17 protein-coding genes are annotated in these 17,804 nt (G+C 70.6%); 7 read left to right on the forward strand and 10 right to left on the reverse strand.

From position 1 onward, the window contains the following. Nucleotides 1-33 precede the first annotated feature (33 nt). On the reverse strand, nucleotides 34-870 hold the full coding sequence (locus tag ACZ41I_RS20975; RefSeq protein WP_399770376.1) for a helix-turn-helix domain-containing protein: 837 nt from the start codon (nucleotides 868-870) through the stop codon (nucleotides 34-36). Between the two features lie 114 nt (nucleotides 871-984). Here ACZ41I_RS20975 and ACZ41I_RS20980 point away from each other — a divergent pair, with 114 nt between their 5' ends. Further along, nucleotides 985-1,584 carry an NADPH-dependent FMN reductase gene (locus ACZ41I_RS20980; protein ID WP_363214923.1) on the forward strand — a complete coding sequence of 200 codons (600 nt, stop codon included), beginning with the start codon at nucleotides 985-987 and terminating at the stop codon, nucleotides 1,582-1,584. A 54-nt stretch (nucleotides 1,585-1,638) separates the two neighbouring features. Here the strand turns inward: ACZ41I_RS20980 and ACZ41I_RS20985 are convergent, their stop codons facing one another. From ACZ41I_RS20985 to ACZ41I_RS21005, 5 genes are all read right to left on the reverse strand, one after another. Further along, nucleotides 1,639-2,583: an SCO1860 family LAETG-anchored protein gene (locus ACZ41I_RS20985; protein WP_468514771.1), complete on the reverse strand. Its 945-nt coding sequence runs from the start codon at nucleotides 2,581-2,583 to the stop codon at nucleotides 1,639-1,641. Nucleotides 2,584-2,726: 143 nt separating this feature from the next. Beyond that, the gene (locus tag ACZ41I_RS20990; RefSeq protein WP_363214925.1) at nucleotides 2,727-3,818 is read right to left on the reverse strand and encodes an amidohydrolase family protein; all 1,092 of its coding nucleotides are present in this window, start codon (nucleotides 3,816-3,818) and stop codon (nucleotides 2,727-2,729) included. Between the two features lie 18 nt (nucleotides 3,819-3,836). Next, the gene (locus tag ACZ41I_RS20995; RefSeq protein ID WP_399770370.1) at nucleotides 3,837-4,631 is read right to left on the reverse strand and encodes an amino acid ABC transporter ATP-binding protein; all 795 of its coding nucleotides are present in this window, start codon (nucleotides 4,629-4,631) and stop codon (nucleotides 3,837-3,839) included. Further along, entirely contained in the window at nucleotides 4,628-5,461 is an 834-nt protein-coding gene (locus ACZ41I_RS21000) for an amino acid ABC transporter permease (RefSeq protein ID WP_399770367.1), read from the reverse strand. Before ACZ41I_RS21000 ends, ACZ41I_RS20995 begins: the two co-directional genes overlap by 4 nt. After that, nucleotides 5,458-6,309, reverse strand: a complete 852-nt coding sequence (locus tag ACZ41I_RS21005; protein WP_468514772.1) for a transporter substrate-binding domain-containing protein — start codon at nucleotides 6,307-6,309, stop codon at nucleotides 5,458-5,460. Before ACZ41I_RS21005 ends, ACZ41I_RS21000 begins: the two co-directional genes overlap by 4 nt. A gap of 141 nt (nucleotides 6,310-6,450) precedes the next feature. Between ACZ41I_RS21005 and ACZ41I_RS21010 the strand changes: the two genes are divergently transcribed. The 6 genes from ACZ41I_RS21010 (at nucleotide 6,451) to thpD (ending at nucleotide 11,585) form a co-directional block, all read left to right on the forward strand. Beyond that, a complete protein-coding gene (locus ACZ41I_RS21010) occupies nucleotides 6,451-7,530 on the forward strand; it encodes a pyridoxal-phosphate-dependent aminotransferase family protein (RefSeq protein WP_468514901.1) in 1,080 nt (359 codons plus the stop codon). A gap of 112 nt (nucleotides 7,531-7,642) precedes the next feature. Then, on the forward strand, nucleotides 7,643-8,200 hold the full coding sequence (locus ACZ41I_RS21015) for a DinB family protein (protein ID WP_468319979.1): 558 nt from the start codon (nucleotides 7,643-7,645) through the stop codon (nucleotides 8,198-8,200). 255 nt (nucleotides 8,201-8,455) lie between these two features. After that, nucleotides 8,456-8,974 (forward strand): diaminobutyrate acetyltransferase, encoded by a 519-nt coding sequence (gene ectA / locus ACZ41I_RS21020; RefSeq protein WP_363214930.1) that lies wholly within the window; start codon nucleotides 8,456-8,458, stop codon nucleotides 8,972-8,974. Nucleotides 8,975-8,987: 13 nt separating this feature from the next. Further along, a complete protein-coding gene (gene ectB / locus ACZ41I_RS21025; protein WP_363214931.1) occupies nucleotides 8,988-10,259 on the forward strand; it encodes a diaminobutyrate--2-oxoglutarate transaminase in 1,272 nt (423 codons plus the stop codon). A gap of 21 nt (nucleotides 10,260-10,280) precedes the next feature. Then, nucleotides 10,281-10,685, forward strand: coding sequence for an ectoine synthase (locus tag ACZ41I_RS21030; RefSeq protein ID WP_399770362.1), 405 nt, complete (start codon nucleotides 10,281-10,283; stop codon nucleotides 10,683-10,685). A gap of 6 nt (nucleotides 10,686-10,691) precedes the next feature. Continuing rightward, nucleotides 10,692-11,585, forward strand: coding sequence for an ectoine hydroxylase (gene thpD, locus ACZ41I_RS21035; RefSeq protein WP_363214933.1), 894 nt, complete (start codon nucleotides 10,692-10,694; stop codon nucleotides 11,583-11,585). Nucleotides 11,586-11,641: 56 nt separating this feature from the next. Here thpD and ACZ41I_RS21040 read toward each other — a convergent pair whose 3' ends face one another. From ACZ41I_RS21040 to ACZ41I_RS21055, 4 genes are all read right to left on the reverse strand, one after another. Next, nucleotides 11,642-12,682, reverse strand: coding sequence for a ketoacyl-ACP synthase III family protein (locus ACZ41I_RS21040; RefSeq protein WP_468514773.1), 1,041 nt, complete (start codon nucleotides 12,680-12,682; stop codon nucleotides 11,642-11,644). A gap of 189 nt (nucleotides 12,683-12,871) precedes the next feature. Beyond that, nucleotides 12,872-14,251 (reverse strand): cytochrome P450, encoded by a 1,380-nt coding sequence (locus ACZ41I_RS21045; protein WP_399770358.1) that lies wholly within the window; start codon nucleotides 14,249-14,251, stop codon nucleotides 12,872-12,874. Between the two features lie 160 nt (nucleotides 14,252-14,411). Further along, the gene (locus ACZ41I_RS21050; protein ID WP_363214936.1) at nucleotides 14,412-15,491 is read right to left on the reverse strand and encodes an alpha/beta hydrolase; all 1,080 of its coding nucleotides are present in this window, start codon (nucleotides 15,489-15,491) and stop codon (nucleotides 14,412-14,414) included. After that, on the reverse strand, nucleotides 15,488-17,782 hold the full coding sequence (locus ACZ41I_RS21055) for a thioester reductase domain-containing protein (RefSeq protein WP_468319984.1): 2,295 nt from the start codon (nucleotides 17,780-17,782) through the stop codon (nucleotides 15,488-15,490). Before ACZ41I_RS21055 ends, ACZ41I_RS21050 begins: the two co-directional genes overlap by 4 nt. Nucleotides 17,783-17,804 lie beyond the last annotated feature (22 nt).

A 17,804-nucleotide genomic window follows, 5' to 3' on the forward strand; every position in this document is an offset into this window, starting at 1 on the left:
AGCTCCGCCCGCCCGGTCGGCTGGGTAGCGCCGTCAGGAGATCGCCCTGAGCCTGCCCCTCGTATGTGCCCGGAGTCCGGCCAGGGCCTGTGCCGTCTCGTCGTCCGCCGGCAGGTACACCACGAGCTGCTGGGCCTCCGCCGATGCGTCCAGGGTCTCGCGGGTGAGGCGGAGTTCGCAGCCTGTGGGGTGGTTCAGCCGGAGCACGCCCCGCTGCGGCACCACATGGCGGTTCAGACGGCGGGTGAACTCCGGCCCGGCGACGGGGGCGAGTTCCGTGCTGAGCCATTCCGAGTTCTCGGCCGACGGACCGAGCCACAGGTCGAAGGCCTGCTCGTCGGCGACCTCGTCCCAGTCGGCGAAGAACGTCCGCGCCCGGGGATCGGTGAAGACGTATCGGGTCAGGTTCGGGTTCTCGGCGTCGAGCAGTCCGGTGCCGCCGGTCACCAGCTCGTAGCCGCTGGTGCGGGCGAGGATGTCGCCGAGGCGGTTGGTGACGACGGCGATGCCCGGTTCCAGCAGGCGGAGCGTCTGCAGCAGGGAGGGGCGGACGTCCCGGCGGGGCGGGGCCGGGCGGGTGTGGGCGGTGCACGCGCCGCCGGTGATCTTCGCGAGGTAACGCAGATGGGTGCGCTCGGCGGCGTCGAGGCTGAGCGCGTCGGCGAGCGCGTTCACCACGGACACCGAGGGGTTGCGGTCGCGGCCCTGTTCGATGCGGGTCAGGTACTCGACGCTGATGCCGGCCCGTGCGGCGAGGTCCAGTCGGCGCAGGCCCGGCGAGCGGCGGCGGCCGCGCTCCGGCAGGCCCAGTGTCGCCGGCTGGGTGCTGTCGCGCTTGGCCCGGACGAAATCCCCCAGTGGTGTGCCCATGGCGCGAGGATAGACCGGCGGTCCGACGGTCGCCGAGTGCTCAGGGTGGCCCTGCGGGGGCCAGCCTGAGCACGGTCTGGCTGTGGGGTGCCGGGCGACCCGATCGTGGTGGGCATGGAGAACACGCAGACACACAAGTTGCTGGTCGTCGTCGGGAGCGTCCGGGAGGGCCGGTTCGGGCCGGTCGTCGGGTCGTGGGTGGCCGAACAGGCGCGGCGGCACGGGGGGTTCGAGGTCGACGTCATCGATCTGGCCGACATCGACATCCCGTTGGCGCTGCCCGCCGAGTCGCCGAAGTTCGCCGGTGACGCCTACCCGCGGCCGGCCGGGATGGCCCGGCTGACCTCGGCGCTGGCGGAGGCCGACGCGTTCGTCGTCGTCACTCCGGAGTACAACCACAGCTACCCCGCCTCCCTGAAGGCGGCCATCGACTGGCACTTCACCCAGTGGACGGCGAAGCCGGTCGCCTTCGTCAGCTACGGCGGTGCGGCCGGTGGCCGGCATGCCGTGCTGCACCTGGAGAACGTGCTGACCGAACTGCACGCGGTGACCATCCGGGACGGTCTCGCCTTCCCGAACTACTTCACCGCGTGGCAGGACGGCCGGCCGCTGGACAGCGCGGCCGAGGGCTACGCCAAGACCCTGTTCGACCAGCTGTCCTGGTGGGCGGGCACGCTCCGGTCGGGCCGGGAAGCGGCGCCCTACCCGGCATGACGGCCGAGCGGGGCGGCGGGTGGGACGCCGCCGCCCTGTCAGCGGTGCGGGGCGTCAGCCCCTGCGGCGGCGGGCCGCCGTCACCGCTCCCCCGCCGGCCAGCACCAGGGCGAGCGCGCCGCCGGCGATGTACGGGGTGGCGGAACTGCCGCCGGTCTCGGCGAGGTCGGTCTTCGCCGCGCCTCCCTGGGGCTTCACGTCGGAGGCGATGTCGGGCCGCGCGGGCGCGTCCTGGGACTTCGGGCCCGCGGCCGGGTCGTGGCTCGGCACCGGGCGCGGGGCCGTCGGGGTCTCGCAGGTGGCCTTGGCCAGCGTGACGGTGCCCTCGACGTCGGCCACGTTGAGCTTCAAGGGGTTGACGGACACCTTGAGTTCGAGGGCAGTGGCGGCAGCGGTGCGGGTCGTGGTGCGCTGCTGGGCGAGGTCGAGGCGGACCTCTCCGACGCCGGGCACCTTCACCACGGTCGGACCGCCGGCGGTGAGCGTGACGCGCTTGCCGAGGACGGTGACACCGCCGAGGACGTTCGCCGAGGCGACCGGTGCCCGGCCGGCCTCACAGGTCGCCTTGGCGGTGACCGTGCCGACCTCGATCAGGGACAGCAGGGGCAGGCCGGGGACGTGCAGCCGGGCGTCGACGAGCCGGACCGAGCCCTCGGCGCGCTGCGCGCTCGCGGTGGCCTTCGCGGAGGCGACGTCGGCGCCGAGGACCGTGAACGGCTTGCCGCCGGCCACGCCGTCGAGCCGGGCGGACAGCGTGGTCCTGTCGGCGCTCTGCGGTGCCTGGACCTCGTTGAGGGAGACCGCGAGCGGGACGTCGACGGTCTTGTTGAGCAGGGAGACGTCGAGCCCGGTGCGCAGGACGACGGCGGAGGCGCGACCGTGGTCGGTGGTCGCGTGCGCGGCGCCCGCGCCCAGGACCGCGGGACCGGCGGCCAGGGCGGTGACCGTCGCGACAGTCGCGACACGGCGTGCGGGCATGCGGAAGTTGATGCTGTTCAAGGCGGTGGGACCCCCAGAGGAAACGTGCTTGGGACCCGTCAACCCTGTACGCCCTGTGGGTGAACGGTCAGCGATCTCGCACTACTTCACCCGAACGTGGATACCCGGCACACCTCTTCGAATCACGGGGCACAGGCGTTCCCCTACTGCACGATCCGCCCGTTCAGCACCACGCGGCGCGGCGCCGCCAGCACCCGTACGTCCGCCCGCGGATCGCCCTCGTACACCACCAGGTCGGCCGGTGCGCCCTCGTCCAGGCCGGGGCGGCCGAGCCAGGCGCGGGCGCCCCAGCTCGTCGCCGAGACGGCGTCCACGGCCGGGATGCCGGCGGTGACCAGCTCCGCCACCTCGGCCGCGACCAGGCCGTGGGCCAGCGAGCCGCCGGCGTCCGTGCCGACGTACACCGGGATCCCGGCGTCGTAGGCGCCGCGCACGGTGTCGTAGCGGCGCTCGTGCAGCCGGCGCATGTGCGCGGACCAGCGCGGGAACCGGGTGTCGCCGCCGGCCGCGAGCCGCGGGAAGGTGGCGATGTTGACGAGGGTCGGGACGATCGCGACGCCGCGCTCGGCGAACAGCGGGATCAGGTCGTCGGTCAGGCCGGTCGCGTGCTCGATGCAGTCGATGCCCGCCTCGACCAGGTCCCGCAGGGAGCTCTCGGCGAAGCAGTGCGCGGTGACGCGGGCGCCGAGCCGGTGGGCCTCGGCGATGGCGGCCTGAACCGCCTCGCGCGGCCAGCAGGGCGCGAGGTCGCCGAGGTCGCGGTCGATCCAGTCGCCGACCAGCTTGACCCAGCCGTCGCCGCGCCGGGCCTCCTGGGCGACGTACGCGACCAGGTCGTCCGGTTCGATCTCCCAGGCGTAGTTGCGGATGTAGCGGCGGGTACGGGCGATGTGCCGGCCGGCCCGGATGATCTTCGGCAGGTCCTCGCGGTCGTCGACCCAGCGGGTGTCGGAGGGCGAGCCCGCGTCCCGGATCAGCAGGGTGCCGGCCTCGCGGTCGGTGAGCGCCTGCTTCTCGGCGGTGTCCGCGTCGACCGGGCCGTCCGCGCCGAGGCCCACATGGCAGTGCGCGTCGACCAGGCCGGGCAGCGTCCAGCCCTCGACGGTACGGATGTCACGTGCCCCGGCGGGGCGGTCGTAGGACACCCGGCCCCCGACCACCCACAGCTCGTCACGGACGTCGTCCGGCCCGGCCAGAACCCGGCCCTTCACGTGCAGCACCGCGCCATCGCTCATGCACCGCACCCTAACGGCCTAAGGCTGCTCCTTCCCCACCTGGTCGGAGCTCTCCTCCTCCACCTCGGCCATGGCCGGGTCGAGCAGCCGGGACAGGAAGTGGCGGGTGCGCTCGTGCTGCGGGTCGCCGATGACCCGCTCGGGGCTGCCGTCCTCGACGACCACGCCGCCGTCCATGAAGACGACCCGGTCGGCGACCTCGCGGGCGAAAGTCATCTCGTGGGTGACGACCATCATTGTCATGCCCTCCTCGGCGAGCCTGCGCATCACCGCGAGGACGTCCCCGACCAGCTCCGGGTCGAGGGCCGAGGTGGGCTCGTCGAAGAGCATCACCTCGGGGCCCATGGCGAGCGCGCGGGCGATGGCCACGCGCTGCTGCTGGCCGCCGGAGAGGGAGGAGGGGTAGGCGTCCGCCTTCTCCGAGAGGCCGACCCGGGCCAGGTTCTCGGCGGCGGTCTTCGCGGCCGTCGCCTTGTCCCTCCCGAGGACCCTGCGCTGGGGCAGTGTGAGGTTCTCGGTGACGCTCAGGTGCGGGAAGAGGTTGAACTGCTGGAAGACCATGCCGATCCGGCGGCGTACGGCGTCGATGTCGACGTCCGGGTCGGTGATCTCGGTGTCGCCGACGAAGACCTGGCCCTTGCTGGGCTCCTCCAGCAGGTTCACACACCGCAGCAGCGTGGACTTGCCGGAGCCGGAGGGGCCGATGACACAGACGACCTCGCCCTGGCCGATCTCCAGGTCGATGCCGCGCAGGACGTGGTTGTCGCCGAAGGACTTGTGCAGGTCCCGTACGCGGATCTCGGGGCGGGTCACTTGATCTCCTCCTGGGCCCTGGCCTCCAGCCGGCGGGCGACGAAGCCGAGCGGAATGGTGACCAGCAGGTAGCACAGGCCCGCGACCAGGATCGGCGTGGAGTTGGCGGTCGTACTGGCCAGGTCCCTGCCGAACTTGGACAGTTCGCGCTCCTCCAGGGTCACGCCGAGCAGCAGCACCAGCGAGGAGTCCTTGAAGAGCATGATCAGCTCGTTGGTGAGCGGCGGAAGGATGATCCGGAACGCCTGCGGGATGATGATGGAGACCATGGCCCTGGCCGGCGAGAAGCCCAGTGAACGGGCCGCCTCCATCTGCCCCTTGGGCACCGCCTGGATACCGGCGCGGAACGTCTCCGCCATGTAGGCGGCGCCGATGAGACCCAGACCGAGGGCGCCCTTGCCGTAGGTTCCGCCCGGGATCTCCGTGCCGGGGAAGGCCAGCGGCACGGCCACCGCGATGAAGACGAAGATCAGCAGGGCGGGCAGACCGCGGAAGACCTCGATGTAGATGCCGGCCAGCCAGCGGTACGGTCCGACGGAGGACAGCCGCATCAGCGCGATGACCAGGCCGAGCACCAGTCCGAGGACGAAGCCGGACACCGTGAACAGCACGGTGTTCTTCAGCGCCAGGGTGATGACGTCCGGCCACATCTGCCGGGCGATGGCGCCCTGCGCGAACTGGTTCTGCAGCCGCCCCCAGTCCGCCGTGACCGCTATGGCGATCACGGCGGCGACGAAGACGACGTACTGCACGCCGCGGGACAGCCGACGCCTCTGACGCCGCGTCAGCCCCTTCTTCTTCGGCTGGAGTCGTACGTCCGCGTCGGTCATGAGGCGGCGGGAGAGGCCACGGAGGCGTTGTAGGGGCCGATCCACTGCTCGTAGAGCTTCTTGTAGGTGCCGTCCGCCTTGGCCTGCTTGAGGGCCTTGTTGATGGCCTCGCGCAGCGCCGTGTTGCCCTTCTTGACCGTGAAGCCGTACTGCTCACCGGTCTTGAGGTTGTCGACGACCTTGAACTTGTCCGCGTTGGCCTTGTCCTTCAGCCAGCCCTGGACGACCGGGTAGTCGATGACGACGGCCTGGACCTGGCCGGTGCGCAGGCCGTTGAGGACCGCGTCGGAGGACTCGAAGGAGATCGGGTCGTAGCCCTTGCTCTTGACGTAGTCCTCGCCGGTGGTCTGCGCCTGGGCACCGAGCTTCTTGCCCTTGGCCTTGACGTCCGCCAGGGAGTTGACGCCGCTGTTCTTGTCGACCAGGACGGCCTGAGTGGCCTCGAAGTACGGGTCGGAGAAGTCGACGTTCTTCTTGCGCTCGGCGGTGATGGTCATGCCGGCGGCGGCCAGGTCGCACTGGCCGGAGTTCAGGAAGGCGCCGGTCTTGAAGTTCTCGAACGGCGTGTCGACGATCTGCTGCTCGACGCCCAAATTCTTGGCGACGAGGTCGATGAGGGAGACGTCGAATCCCTGCACCTTGCCGTTGATCTCCGACTGGAACGGCGGGTAGGGCAGGTGGGTGCAGGTGGTCAGCCGACCGGCCTTGACGACGTGCACACCCTTGACGGTGGCGCCGCCGCTCCCCCCGTTGCCGTTCGAGGAGCAGCCGGCGGCCACGAGCACCAGACCGGCGGTGGCGGTGGTGGCAGCCAGGAGGCGGGTCCGGCGTCCGAGGAACGTTTTCATGGGGGATCTTCTCTGTGGGGGAACGGTGAGTTCCGATTATAAGGAAGAGTTTGAGTCTCTCAAATCAAACCGATGGTTACGGAACCGTTGCACCTAAGATCGGACGAGTCGACCTCCGTGAGCAACGAAGAGAGCAGCACCGTGAGCCACCCCTTCCTCGATCTGCCCCCGCTCAGCGCCGAGCGCTTCGCCGCCATCGAGGACGCCGTCGCCCGGCTGCTGGGCACCCGGCAGGACGTGCTGATCACGCAGGGGGAGGCGCTGCTGCCGCTGGAGGGCGCGATCCGGGCGGCGGCCGGTCCGGGCACGGTGGCCCTGAACGTGATCACCGGCCCGTACGGGCAGACGTTCGGGAACTGGCTCCGGGACTGCGGTGCGACGGTGTACGACCTGTCGGTGCCCTTCCACACGGCCGTGACCGCCGAGCAGATCCGGGAGGCGTTCGCCGAGCATCCGCAGATCGACTTCGTCTCGCTGGTGCACGCGGAGGCGGCGACCGGCAACACCAACCCGGTCGCGGAGATCGCCGAGGCGGTACGGGAGCAGGGCGCGCTGTTCTATCTGGACGCGGTCGCCTCCGTGGGCGCGGAGCCGGTGCTGCCGGACGCGTGGGGCGTGGATCTGTGCGTGATCGGCGCGCAGAAGGCGATGGGCGGTCCGGCGGGTGTGTCGGCGATCTCGGTGAGCGAGCGGGCCTGGGCCCGGATGGCGGCCAACCCGAACGCTCCGCGCCGGTCCTATCTGTCCCTGCTGGACTGGAAGGAGCGCTGGACCGACGCCGGGCGCGCCGTGCTGCCGCATGCTCCGGCACAGCTGGAGATGCTGGCGCTGGAGGCGTGTCTGGAGCGGATCGAGTCGGTGGGGCTGGATGTGGTGATGGACCGGCACCGGAGCGCTGCGCTGGCCACGCGGGCGGGTGCGGTGTCCCTGGGCGGGGGCCTTGAGCCGTATGTGTCCGAGGCCTCGGATGCGGCACCGGTCGCCACGACGCTTCGGGTGCCGCCGGGGGTGGTGGCGTCGGAGGTGGTGGCGCGGGCCCTGACCGACGACCCGACGCTGCCGATCGCCGCCGGCGGTGGTGCGCTGGCCAAGGAGATGATCCGGGTCAACCATTACGGCCCGGACGCTTCCGCGGAGACCGTGGACAGGTGCCTGACGGCGCTCGGGACGGCGCTCGGCGTGCAGCGCCAGGGGGTGTCGTTCGGCTCAGGCCGGCCGTGACGAGCGGTGCCGGCCGGTCGACACGAGCGGGGTCCGGTGCGGGGGCTCCGCCCCCGGACCCGCCGGTTGCTTGCGGGTTCGGATGTCAGTGCTCCGTGTCACCCTTTCGCCCATGACCATGCGACAGACCCCCCGCAGCGACGGCACACCCGAGGCACCCCGCACGCTCCCCGACGGCCGGCCGATCCCCCTGCTGACCGGACCCGAGCTGCCCACGCTGGAGAGCTGGCTCGACTTTCACCGGGCCACGCTGGAGCTGAAGTGCCGGGGGCTGGACGACGCGCAGGTGCGGCAGGCCTCCGCGCAGCCGTCGTCGCTGACGCTGCTCGGGCTCGTCCAGCACCTCGCCGAGGTCGAGCGCACCTGGTTCCAGCGGGTGGTGGCCGGGCTGGACGTGCCGCCGGTGTTCGAGGAGGAGACGGGGTACGCCCTCGCTCCGGGGCGGGGGCTCGACGAGGCGCTGGATGCGTGGCGGCGGGAGATCGCGCGCGGCCGTGAGCTGCTTGCCGAGCGGGCTCTGGAGGACACCGGGCGGATCGCCGACGGACCGATGGCCGGCGTCGAGGTGAGTGTGCGCTGGGTGCTGATCCACCTCATCGAGGAGTACGCCCGGCACAATGGGCACGCCGACATTCTGCGTGAACGAATCGACGGCACCGCCGGAGCCTGAATTCAATTGGGCTTCACAATTCCCGCCAATTCTCTGGGCGACAGCTTCCCGTCTTCTTCTGCCCGCTTTTTGCAAGGCTAAACGGGGAAGTTTCCTGGCGGTTTTCTGGCGGTTTCTGTGCTGTGACACACTCCACAGCGCAGCACTTTTGTCCCGATTTGATGCGGGTCAATTCGGTCATTTCACCGAGGCCTCTGCGCGGCACAGTGACGGCGGCCGTGCATTTCCTAATTCGCCTCGCTAAATTCGTGCCGCATGACTGCCGCACCCGCAGACCTGCTCATCGACCAGCCGGCGGTGACCGACGGAGCCGCGCTCTGGCGTCTCGCCAAGGACTCGAAAACCCTCGACCTGAACTCCTCGTACAGCTATCTGCTGTGGTGCCGGGACTTCGCCGGCACCTCGGCGGTGGCGCGCGGTGCGGACGGGGAGCCGGTCGGTTTCGTCACCGGCTATGTGCGGCCGGAGCACCCCCGCACCCTGCTCGTCTGGCAGGTGGCCGTCGACTCCGCGTACCGGGGCCACGGCATCGCCGCCCGGCTGCTGGACGGGCTGACCGCACGACTCGCCGACGAGCAGGGCATCACCGACGTGGAGACCACCATCACGCCCGGCAACACCGCCTCCGAGCGGCTGTTCACCTCGTTCGCCGCCCGGCACGGGGCGCACCTGGAGCGTGCGGTGCTGTTCCCCGCCGAGCTGTTCCCGGACGGCCCGCACGACCCCGAAGTCCTCTACCGCATCGGTCCGCTGACCGACACCACCGCCCACTGAGGAGCGATTCACCGTGACCATCACCCAGCCCGACCTCAGCGTCTTCGAGACCGTCGAGTCCGAGGTGCGCAGCTACTGCCGCGGCTGGCCCACCGTCTTCGACCGGGCGCAGGGCAGCCGGATGTACGACGAGGACGGTCATGCGTACCTCGACTTCTTCGCCGGTGCCGGCTCACTCAACTACGGCCACAACAACGCCGTACTCAAACGGGCGTTGATCGACTATCTGTCCCGGGACGGGGTGACCCACGGCCTGGACATGTCGACCACGGCCAAGCGGTCCTTCCTGCAGACCTTCCAGGATCTGGTGCTGCGCCCGCGGGACCTGCCGTACAAGGTCATGTTCCCGGGGCCGACCGGGACCAACGCCGTGGAGGCGGCGCTGAAGCTGGCCCGGAAGGTGAAGGGGCGGGAGGCGATCGTGTCCTTCACGAACGCCTTTCACGGGATGTCCCTGGGCTCCCTCGCCGTCACCGGGAACGCCTTCAAGCGGGCCGGTGCCGGCATCCCGCTGGTGCACGGCACGCCGATGCCGTTCGACAACTACTTCGACGGCACGGTCCCGGACTTCCTGTGGTTCGAGCGGCTCCTGGAGGACCAGGGCTCCGGGCTCAACAAGCCCGCCGCCGTGATCGTGGAGACCGTGCAGGGCGAGGGCGGCGTCAACGTCGCCCGGCCCGAATGGCTGCGCGCCCTCAAGGAGTTGTGCGAGCGGCAGGACATGCTGCTGATCGTCGACGACATCCAGATGGGCTGCGGGCGCACGGGTGCCTTCTTCTCGTTCGAGGAGGCCGGGATCACCCCCGACATCGTCACCGTCTCCAAGTCCATCGGCGGGTACGGGCTGCCCATGTCGCTGTGCCTGTTCAAGCCGGAACTGGACGTCTGGGAGCCGGGCGAGCACAACGGCACCTTCCGCGGCAACAACCCGGCCTTCGTCACCGCCACCGCCGCGCTGGAGGCGTACTGGACCGACGGCTCGGCCATGGAGAAGCAGACCCGCGCCCGTGGCGAGCAGGTCGAGCAGGCGCTGATCGCCGTCACCGAGGAGAACCTCGCCGATGTGAAGGAGTACCGCGGGCGCGGTCTGGTGTGGGGCATGGAGTTCCACGACAAGGGCCGGGCGTCGCGGGTCGCGCGGCGGGCCTTCGAGCTGGGGCTGCTCATCGAGACGTCCGGCCCGGAGGGCGAGGTCGTCAAGCTGCTGCCCGCCCTCACCATCACCCCGGACGAGCTGGACGAGGGCCTGAGCATCCTCGCCCGTGCCGTCCGCGAAACCGCATGACCACCTAGGAGTTGCACCACTGTGATCGTCCGATCGTTCAAGGACATCGAAGGCACCGACCGGCACGTCAGGGCGAAGTCCGGCACCTGGGAGAGCAAGCGGATCGTCCTCGCCAAGGAGCGGGTCGGCTTCTCCCTGCACGAGACCGTCCTGTACGCCGGGACCGAGACGTCGATGTGGTACGCCAACCACATCGAGGCCGTCGTCTGCACCCGGGGCGAGGCCGAGCTCACCGACCACGAGGCCGGGAAGACGTACACGATCACCCCCGGCACCATGTACCTCCTCGACGGGCACGAGCGGCACACCCTGCGCGTCAAGGAGGACTTCCACTGCATCTGCGTGTTCAACCCGCCCGTGACCGGACGGGAGGACCACGACGAGAACGGCGTCTACCCGCTGCTCACCGAGCCCGAGGAGGTGTGAGAACCCATGACCACTGCCCCCGTGAAGGATCTCTACCCGACCCGCGGCACCACCGAGGTGACCGTCCCGCGTCAGGACCCGGTCGTCTGGGGCTCCCCGGACACGCCGGGCCCGATCCCGACGTCCGACCTCCAGGCGTACGAGCGTGACGGGTTCCTCGCCGTCGACCAGCTGATCACCCCGGACGAGGTCGAGGTCTACAAGCGTGAGCTGGACCGGCTGGTCTCCGACCCGGCGATCCGCGCCGACGAGCGCTCCATCGTCGAGCCGAAGTCCAAGGAGATCCGCTCGGTCTTCGAAGTGCACCGGATCAGCGAGGTGTTCGCGAACCTGGTGCGCGATCCGCGGGTGGTCGGGCGGGCCCGGCAGATCCTCGGCTCGGACGTGTACGTCCACCAGTCCCGGATCAACGTCAAGCCCGGCTTCGGTGCGAGCGGCTTCTACTGGCACTCGGACTTCGAGACCTGGCACGCCGAGGACGGCCTGCCGAACATGCGCACGGTGTCCGTCTCGATCGCGCTGACCGAGAACCACGACACCAACGGCGGCCTGATGATCATGCCGGGCTCGCACCGGACGTTCCTGGGCTGTGCCGGCGCCACGCCCAAGGACAACTACAAGAAGTCCCTGCAGATGCAGGACGCGGGCACCCCGTCCGACGAGGCGCTGACCGCGCTGGCAAGCGAGCACGGCATCCGGCTGTTCACCGGCAGGGCCGGCTCGGCGACCTGGTTCGACTGCAACTGCATGCACGGCTCCGGCGACAACATCACGCCGTTCCCGCGCAGCAACGTCTTCATCGTGTTCAACAGCGTGGAGAACACGGCGGTGGAGCCGTTCGCCGCGCCGGTGCGCCGGCCGGACTTCATCGGGGCCCGGGACTTCACCCCCGTGCGGTGAGTCCACACCACCGCGCCGCCGCCGATCCAGCGGTCCGGCGGCGGCGCGGTGCGGGCTCATGCCCAGGCCGGGACGTCCAGGATCTCCAGCACCGCCGCGCTCCAGGTGAAGCCGATACCGACCCCGAAGACCAGCACGAGGTCACCGGCGGCCGGCCGGCCGCTCTCGACGAGGTGGTTCAGGTTGACCAGCTGGTCGGCGGCGCCGATGTGCCCGATCTCGCGCCCCCACTCGTAGACGGTCTTCGTGTCGTCGATGCCGAGCAGCTTGTAGAAGCCGTTCTCCACCAGACGCGCGCCGGTGTTGGCGTGAAGCACGTACGCGATGTCGGCGAGCTCGGCGTCGGCGTCCTGCAGCGCGGTCTCGACCACGGCGAGGAGATTGCCGCCCATCCGCGCGATGATCGTGCCTTCCGCCCCCTCCTCCACCGTGGCGGCATAGGCGAGCTTCCGTTCCCGCAGGTCCACCGGCCGGCCGTCCAGGAACGGTCCCGCCGTCCAGCCCGCCGTGCCGCGGTAGATCGGCTCCAGCGTGGCGTCGGAGAGCGTGGCGGTGGAGCGCACCCGGGCGAAGCCCGTACCGGAGGTGAGCACCACGGCGCCCGCGCCGTCGCCGAAGACCTGGGAGTCGTCGCTGGTCCAGCGGTCGAAGTACGGCAGGTGGAAGGAGTCCCCCGCCGTCACCAGCGCGGCGCTGCCCGGGCGGGCGGTCACCCAGGAAGCCGCCAGCTCAAGGGCGGTCAGCGAGCCGTTGGACCCCTGGCGCACCTCGGCCACCGCACCGCTGCCGCCCACCGAGTTGTCCTGGACGTAGGAGGCCGGCTGCCAGAACTCCTGCCCCTGGTGGCCGAGGCAGGCGTGCACCACCAGCCCGAACTGCGCCTCCTCGCACCCCGAGCGGGCCACCGCCTGGCGTGCCGCCGCGGCCGCCATCACCGGCGGTGCCTCGTCCGCCCGGGCGATCCGGACCGCGCGGATTCCGTTCGCCTCCGCCGCATCGGCGGCGTACAGGCCGGCGGCAACGGCGGTCTCGGCCTTCTCGACCGCTTCGGGAAGGTATGCGCCGACTCCGGCGATGTAAAGCTGCTCCCAACGCATGGGTACCTCTGATCCTGCTAGACGGCGGGTGGTCGACTCCACCTCGGGTGGAGTGCGGCCGCTCCCGCGAGACCGTCGGGCGCGGCGATCTCGCGGCCGGGCCGAGTACCGCTGCCGAAGACCCGACGGGCCTCCGGTCGGACTTTCCGTGCGCGCCGGACCTCGAACGCGCACGGACGGGAACCCGCGCTATGCGGGACGCAGCCGGCAGCGGACGGGGGTCTCCGTGCGAAGAGTGACCCCGTACGTGACGGGAACGTGTTCGTCCACCGCGTCCAGTTCGTACTGCCGCAGGATCATCGCAAGAGCCATCACCGACTCCAGCATGGACAGATGCCTGCCGATGCACGCCCGCGGGCCGCCGCCGAAGGGGAACCATGCATAGCGGTGCCGGGCCTTCTCCTGCTCCGGCGTGAACCGCTCGGGGTCGAAGCGTTCCGGCTCGTCCCAGTAGCGCGGGTGCCGCTGCGTCACCCAGGGCGAGACCAGCACCTCGGCTCCCGCGGGAATCGTGTAGCCGTCGATCTCGGTGGCGGCGACTGCGTTTCGCGTGACGAAGGCACCAGCCGGGTAGAGGCGCATCGCCTCCTTGAACACCCAGCTGAGGTACGGGAGTTCGTCCATGTCGGAGGAGACGGGCGCACGGGTCCCCAGCACGCGCCGGACTTCCTCGCGGGCGCGCTCCTGTGCCTCGGGGTGCCGTGCCAGCAGGTGCAACGCCATGGCGAGCGAGGTCGACGTCGTCTCGGTGCCGGCAAGCAGGAACACCAGTGCCTGGTCGCGGACCTCCGATGCGTCCAGCTTGCCGTCCTCCGCGTTCTGCGCTTGGACCAGCAGTGTGATCATGTCCTCCGCAGCCGACGAATCCGCCCCCGCGCGCCGCTTCTCGATGACCCGGTCGCACACCGAGTACAGCTCTTCCGTGGCAGCGGCGGCCCTGCGGTTCATGGGCGTCGGCCAGGTCCGCGGCACACTGACGAACGAGTAGCTGCGACGCTGGATGTAGTCGCCGACGACCGGAAAGCAGCGTGCCACGACATCGAGGGCGGCCTCGAAGTCCGCACCGAAGAGGATGCGGACCGTGATGCGCTGGGTCAGCCGCGACATGTCCTCGACCAGTTCGACCGTGTCGTCCGGCGCGTTGCGCCAGGCGGTGAGCAGTGCCTGGGTCTCCTCGGCGATCTGCGTGGCGTAGCCGTCGACCCGGCGCCGTGTGAACAGCGGCTGCAGCAGCCGGCGCTGCCGCTGATATACGGCGTCCTGACTGGTCAGCAGGTTGTTGCCGGCCGTCTCCCGGACCTCCTGGTAGAAACGGCTGTCCTTGCGGAAGTTGGTCGCCTCGGTCGCCAGCACCTGCTGGGCGCCCTCGGCGGAGAAGACCGCGTAGATCTCCTTGCGCAGCCCGGGCGGGCCTGCGGTGAAGCGGACCACGTCGCCGTAGTCGCGTCGCGCGTCCAGGAAGAGATCGAGAGCGCCGCGCCTGAGTTCGAGCATCGAGCCGAGCAGCGGCGAGCCCGCGGGCCCGGGCACCACCGCGGACGTCTTGCCGGGCGGAACGGTCGTGGACATGGAGTGCACTCCTAGTGAGGGAGGAGCGGTCGCGCCGGATCGCGCACGCTCGGGATGCTGGGTGAGGCGGTCGCTACGGGGTGACGGAACGCCGGCCGAGAGGAACCATCAGCGGTGCCGGCCGGCCGTCCAGCCGTGGAGGAACCCCGTTCACCGACGCTCAGTCACCGGCCCTGCCGAGGAAGTCGAGGATGTGTCCGAACACGTCGAGCGCCGCGCCACGACCCATGAACATGTCGAGGTGGCCGTAGCCGGGGACCTCGGTGTAGGTCACGTCCAGCTGCGGCTGCCTGGCGGTCAGCACCTCGTGGCAGAGCTCCTGGGAGTTCAGCCAGAGCCCGTTCTCGCTGCCGGACAGCAGCAGGACGGGGCAGTCGATACGAGAGGCCTCGTCGAGGGCGTTCTCCGGCAGTGCGCGGTAGCGGTCGTCGCCGTGGTGCCAGCGCACGACGCTGCGCGCCAGTGCGATGCGCCGCAGATGCGGCCAGATCCACACAGGTGCGGGGCCCAGCAGCTCAGCCAGTCGGTCGTGCGTGGCCGCCGAGAGATTCTCGTGCACGAACAGCGAGGCCCCCATGCCCCAGGCCGAGTTGTGCAGGATCTGGCAGGTGGGGTCGGGACAGGTCGCCTTACGGGAGGCCAGGGCGAACAGCAGTGTGTGACGCGACCGGAAGCCGACCTTGCGGAAGTCCACGGGTACGTGATCGATCCGGGACCGCAGCAGCTCGCTGCCCAGCGTCATGCGCAGCGAGGTCCGTCCGGCCAGCTTCGGCGTCAGGAACACGCCCTGCGTCACCACGCCGGCGAGCCCGGGCACCAGGCCCGCGGTCATGCTCATCGACAGCGCGAGCGCGCCGATGCAGTGCGCCACCACGAACAGCGGCCGGGTGCCGATCCGCTGCCGGATGCGCGCCACGGCCTCGGGGATGTCGTACAGGGCGACGTCGTCATAGGTGTACCGACGCCCCGTCTCGTTGTAGGGAAGGCGGCAGCTGCCGCGCCAGTCCAGCAGCCACGGCTCGTAGCCCGCGTCCAGCAGTACCTCGACCAGGTTGCGGGTCTCGGGCAGCAGGAACATGTCGGACGAGGCGGTGTGGCCGTGCAGCAGCAGTACGGCGGGCCGGTCGGTGTCGTCGGTCGCCACCCGGGTCAGGCCGAGCCTGAACCCGTCCTTGGTGACGAACGGCATCTCTTCCACGCGTGCCTCCGCGAGGCGTGCGTACAGCGGTCGCAGAGTCATCGCGTGCGCTCCGTCAGTGTCGGGTTCCGGCGTATGTCGAGCAGGTCCGCGCCCACCCGGGTGAACGGGCCGAGCAGTCCGAGGCCGATTTCCCGGCCGAACCAGAGCAGCCACGTCAGCTTGGCGATCCGCTGCTCCTGGGGGGACAGGCGCGGGTTCACACGGATGCCGTCGATCTGTTCGCGCAGATAGCTGTCGGCCGGCACGACGACCTCACCTGCCAGGTGGGCGGGCTCGCCGGCACGGCCGATCGCCACGGTCAGTGCTCGCGTCTGCCGCCACAGATCACGCCGGGCGCGGGCATACTTCCGACCCTCCAGCCACCAGCGCTGCCCGTCTGCGTCGCGCAGCGTCAGCCGGTACCTGAGCAGCGGATGACGCAGGCCGTGCCGCTCCGGGATCCCCTCCTGCGGCCGCACCCAGATGTCACCTTGCTCCACCACGAGCGGATCCGCATGCATCAGAGAGCAGCGGAGCTCGCCTGCGACGTCGACCCGACGCTCGCGGATGAGTTGGTACATGCCGGCGATCGACAGGGTCAGCGACAGCGTGCAGGCGCTCTCGGCGGGTTGGCCCGCAGGACCCAGGCTCCCCTCCATCGTCTCGGGGAACCAGAGGTACGGCGTGTCGGTCCGCTCGGGCAGCCGGGCGAGACCGTCGTGCGCCAGCCTCTCGAACGTCTTCAGCTGTGCCTGGGTGTCGTACCGTGCGGCGGGTGTGAGGCCCTGCGCGGCCACGAAGGCCTCGGTGCGCGTGCCCGTTGCCGCGGGTCCCGTCAGCGTCGCTTCGCACAGCTTCAGAGCCGTGGGGCTCTGCAACACCCTTGTCAGGAAGTCGAGTTCGGGTATCGGCTCGGCCTCCAGACGGGCCAGGGTGTCGGCTCGCCACTCGTCCCAGTCCTGCACCCGGACATTCATGCCGCCCAGGCTCATGTCCCGCACGACGTCATCGAGGGTGTTCGGTGTGCCGGTCAGGTTGTAGTTGTATCCCCAGGCGCTGGGCTCGCAGATGACGGCCACCGCCACTCGGCTCACCCAGTCCACGGGGGCGGCGTTGAGATAGCGGAACGCGGGGACGCTGCGGAACCGGCTGAAGGCCGAGAGCAGCCCGCTGCTGAGGTCCTGGGCGTTGTAGGCGCCTGTCTTGGTGTGCCCGCCGATACCGCCCGGCCGCAGCACCGTGACCACCAGCCCGTGATCACGGGCCCGCCGCAGTGCGGCCTCTGCGGCCCACTTCGACTTGTCGTAGCCGGCGACGAGGCGGTCGATGTGCGCGAGGGGGTCGTCCTCACCCATGGAGGCGATGCCGACCTCGTTGAACACCGCGATCGACGAGATGTGGTGCAGCGGCTTGGGTCGTCCGGCCGCCGCCAGTTCCGCCAGCGCGAGCGCTCCCAGCACATTGCTCTGTCGCAACGACGGGTAGCCGCGCAGGAAGTCCACCGCCGCGCCTACGCTCACGACCGCGTCCAGCTCCTGGGCCAGCTCGTTCCATCGATCGTCCGTCAGGCCGAGTTTCGGCTTGCGGAGGTCGCCCGGCAGGACGCTCACCCGCCTGCGGATCTCGGCGGACCACGGCAGCGAGTAGCCGGCCAGCGCCGCACCGAGGCGCTGGAGCCCTTCCGGCTCGTCGCCGGCGCGCACCAGGCAGTACACGTGCGCGTCGCTGTGCCGCAGCAGATCGAGGAGCATGTGGCCGCCGAGGAAACCCGTCGCTCCGGTCAGCAGCACGCGGCGGGGCGCGACGGGCTCCGGGGGAGCCGCCCACGGCAGGTCGTCGACGAGGGCCAGGTCGGCCAGGATGAGGTCGAGGTCGTCGTCCCCGGTACGGGCACGTACGGCGCGGGACGCGGGCATGGGCCGCTTGGAGTCAACGACTCCGGTGGCGGCGAGCCAGCGCTCGGCGAGACGCCGCGGCCGGGCGTCGGCGAACACGTCGTCCAGAGTGAGCTCCACCCCGAGCTCGCGGGCCACTGACGCGACCAGCTCCACCGCCCCGACGGACGTTCCGCCCGCCTCGAAGAAGTCGGTCTCCGGACCCACCTCTGCGTCCAGGTGGCGGCCGGCCAGGGCGGCGATGGCCGCGGCCAGTTCCTCCGCGTCTTGCGGCCGTGCGTCGTCCGCGGCGGTGCGCGCCGGTGGTCGGGGGGTCGCCGGGGCCGCTGAGGGGAGCGCTCGGGCGAGCAGGTCCGCCACGCTGAGCGCGGTCTTGCCCCGCTCGATGGCCTCGCCGATCAGCCGCTGACCGGGATCTGCTGCCCGAGTCGGCCTGTCCTCGTTGTTCTGCTGCACGGGGAGCCCTTCGCCGTGTGTG

It is taken from the genome of Streptomyces sp. NPDC030799 (genome assembly GCF_055572255.1).

Excerpts from the sequence above, each read along its gene's own strand:
- ACZ41I_RS20975 (WP_399770376.1), bottom strand. The coding sequence starts at position 870 with ATGGGCACACCACTGGGGGATTTCGTCCGGGCCAAGCGCGACAGCACC.
- ACZ41I_RS20980 (WP_363214923.1), top strand. The coding sequence starts at position 985 with ATGGAGAACACGCAGACACACAAGTTGCTGGTCGTCGTCGGGAGCGTC.
- ACZ41I_RS20990 (WP_363214925.1), bottom strand. The coding sequence starts at position 3,818 with ATGAGCGATGGCGCGGTGCTGCACGTGAAGGGCCGGGTTCTGGCCGGG.
- ACZ41I_RS21000 (WP_399770367.1), bottom strand. The coding sequence starts at position 5,461 with ATGACCGACGCGGACGTACGACTCCAGCCGAAGAAGAAGGGGCTGACG.
- ACZ41I_RS21005 (WP_468514772.1), bottom strand. The coding sequence starts at position 6,309 with ATGAAAACGTTCCTCGGACGCCGGACCCGCCTCCTGGCTGCCACCACC.
- ACZ41I_RS21015 (WP_468319979.1), top strand. The coding sequence starts at position 7,643 with ATGACCATGCGACAGACCCCCCGCAGCGACGGCACACCCGAGGCACCC.
- ectA (WP_363214930.1), top strand. The coding sequence starts at position 8,456 with ATGACTGCCGCACCCGCAGACCTGCTCATCGACCAGCCGGCGGTGACC.
- thpD (WP_363214933.1), top strand. The coding sequence starts at position 10,692 with ATGACCACTGCCCCCGTGAAGGATCTCTACCCGACCCGCGGCACCACC.
- ACZ41I_RS21040 (WP_468514773.1), bottom strand. The coding sequence starts at position 12,682 with ATGCGTTGGGAGCAGCTTTACATCGCCGGAGTCGGCGCATACCTTCCC.
- ACZ41I_RS21045 (WP_399770358.1), bottom strand. The coding sequence starts at position 14,251 with ATGTCCACGACCGTTCCGCCCGGCAAGACGTCCGCGGTGGTGCCCGGG.
- ACZ41I_RS21050 (WP_363214936.1), bottom strand. The coding sequence starts at position 15,491 with ATGACTCTGCGACCGCTGTACGCACGCCTCGCGGAGGCACGCGTGGAA.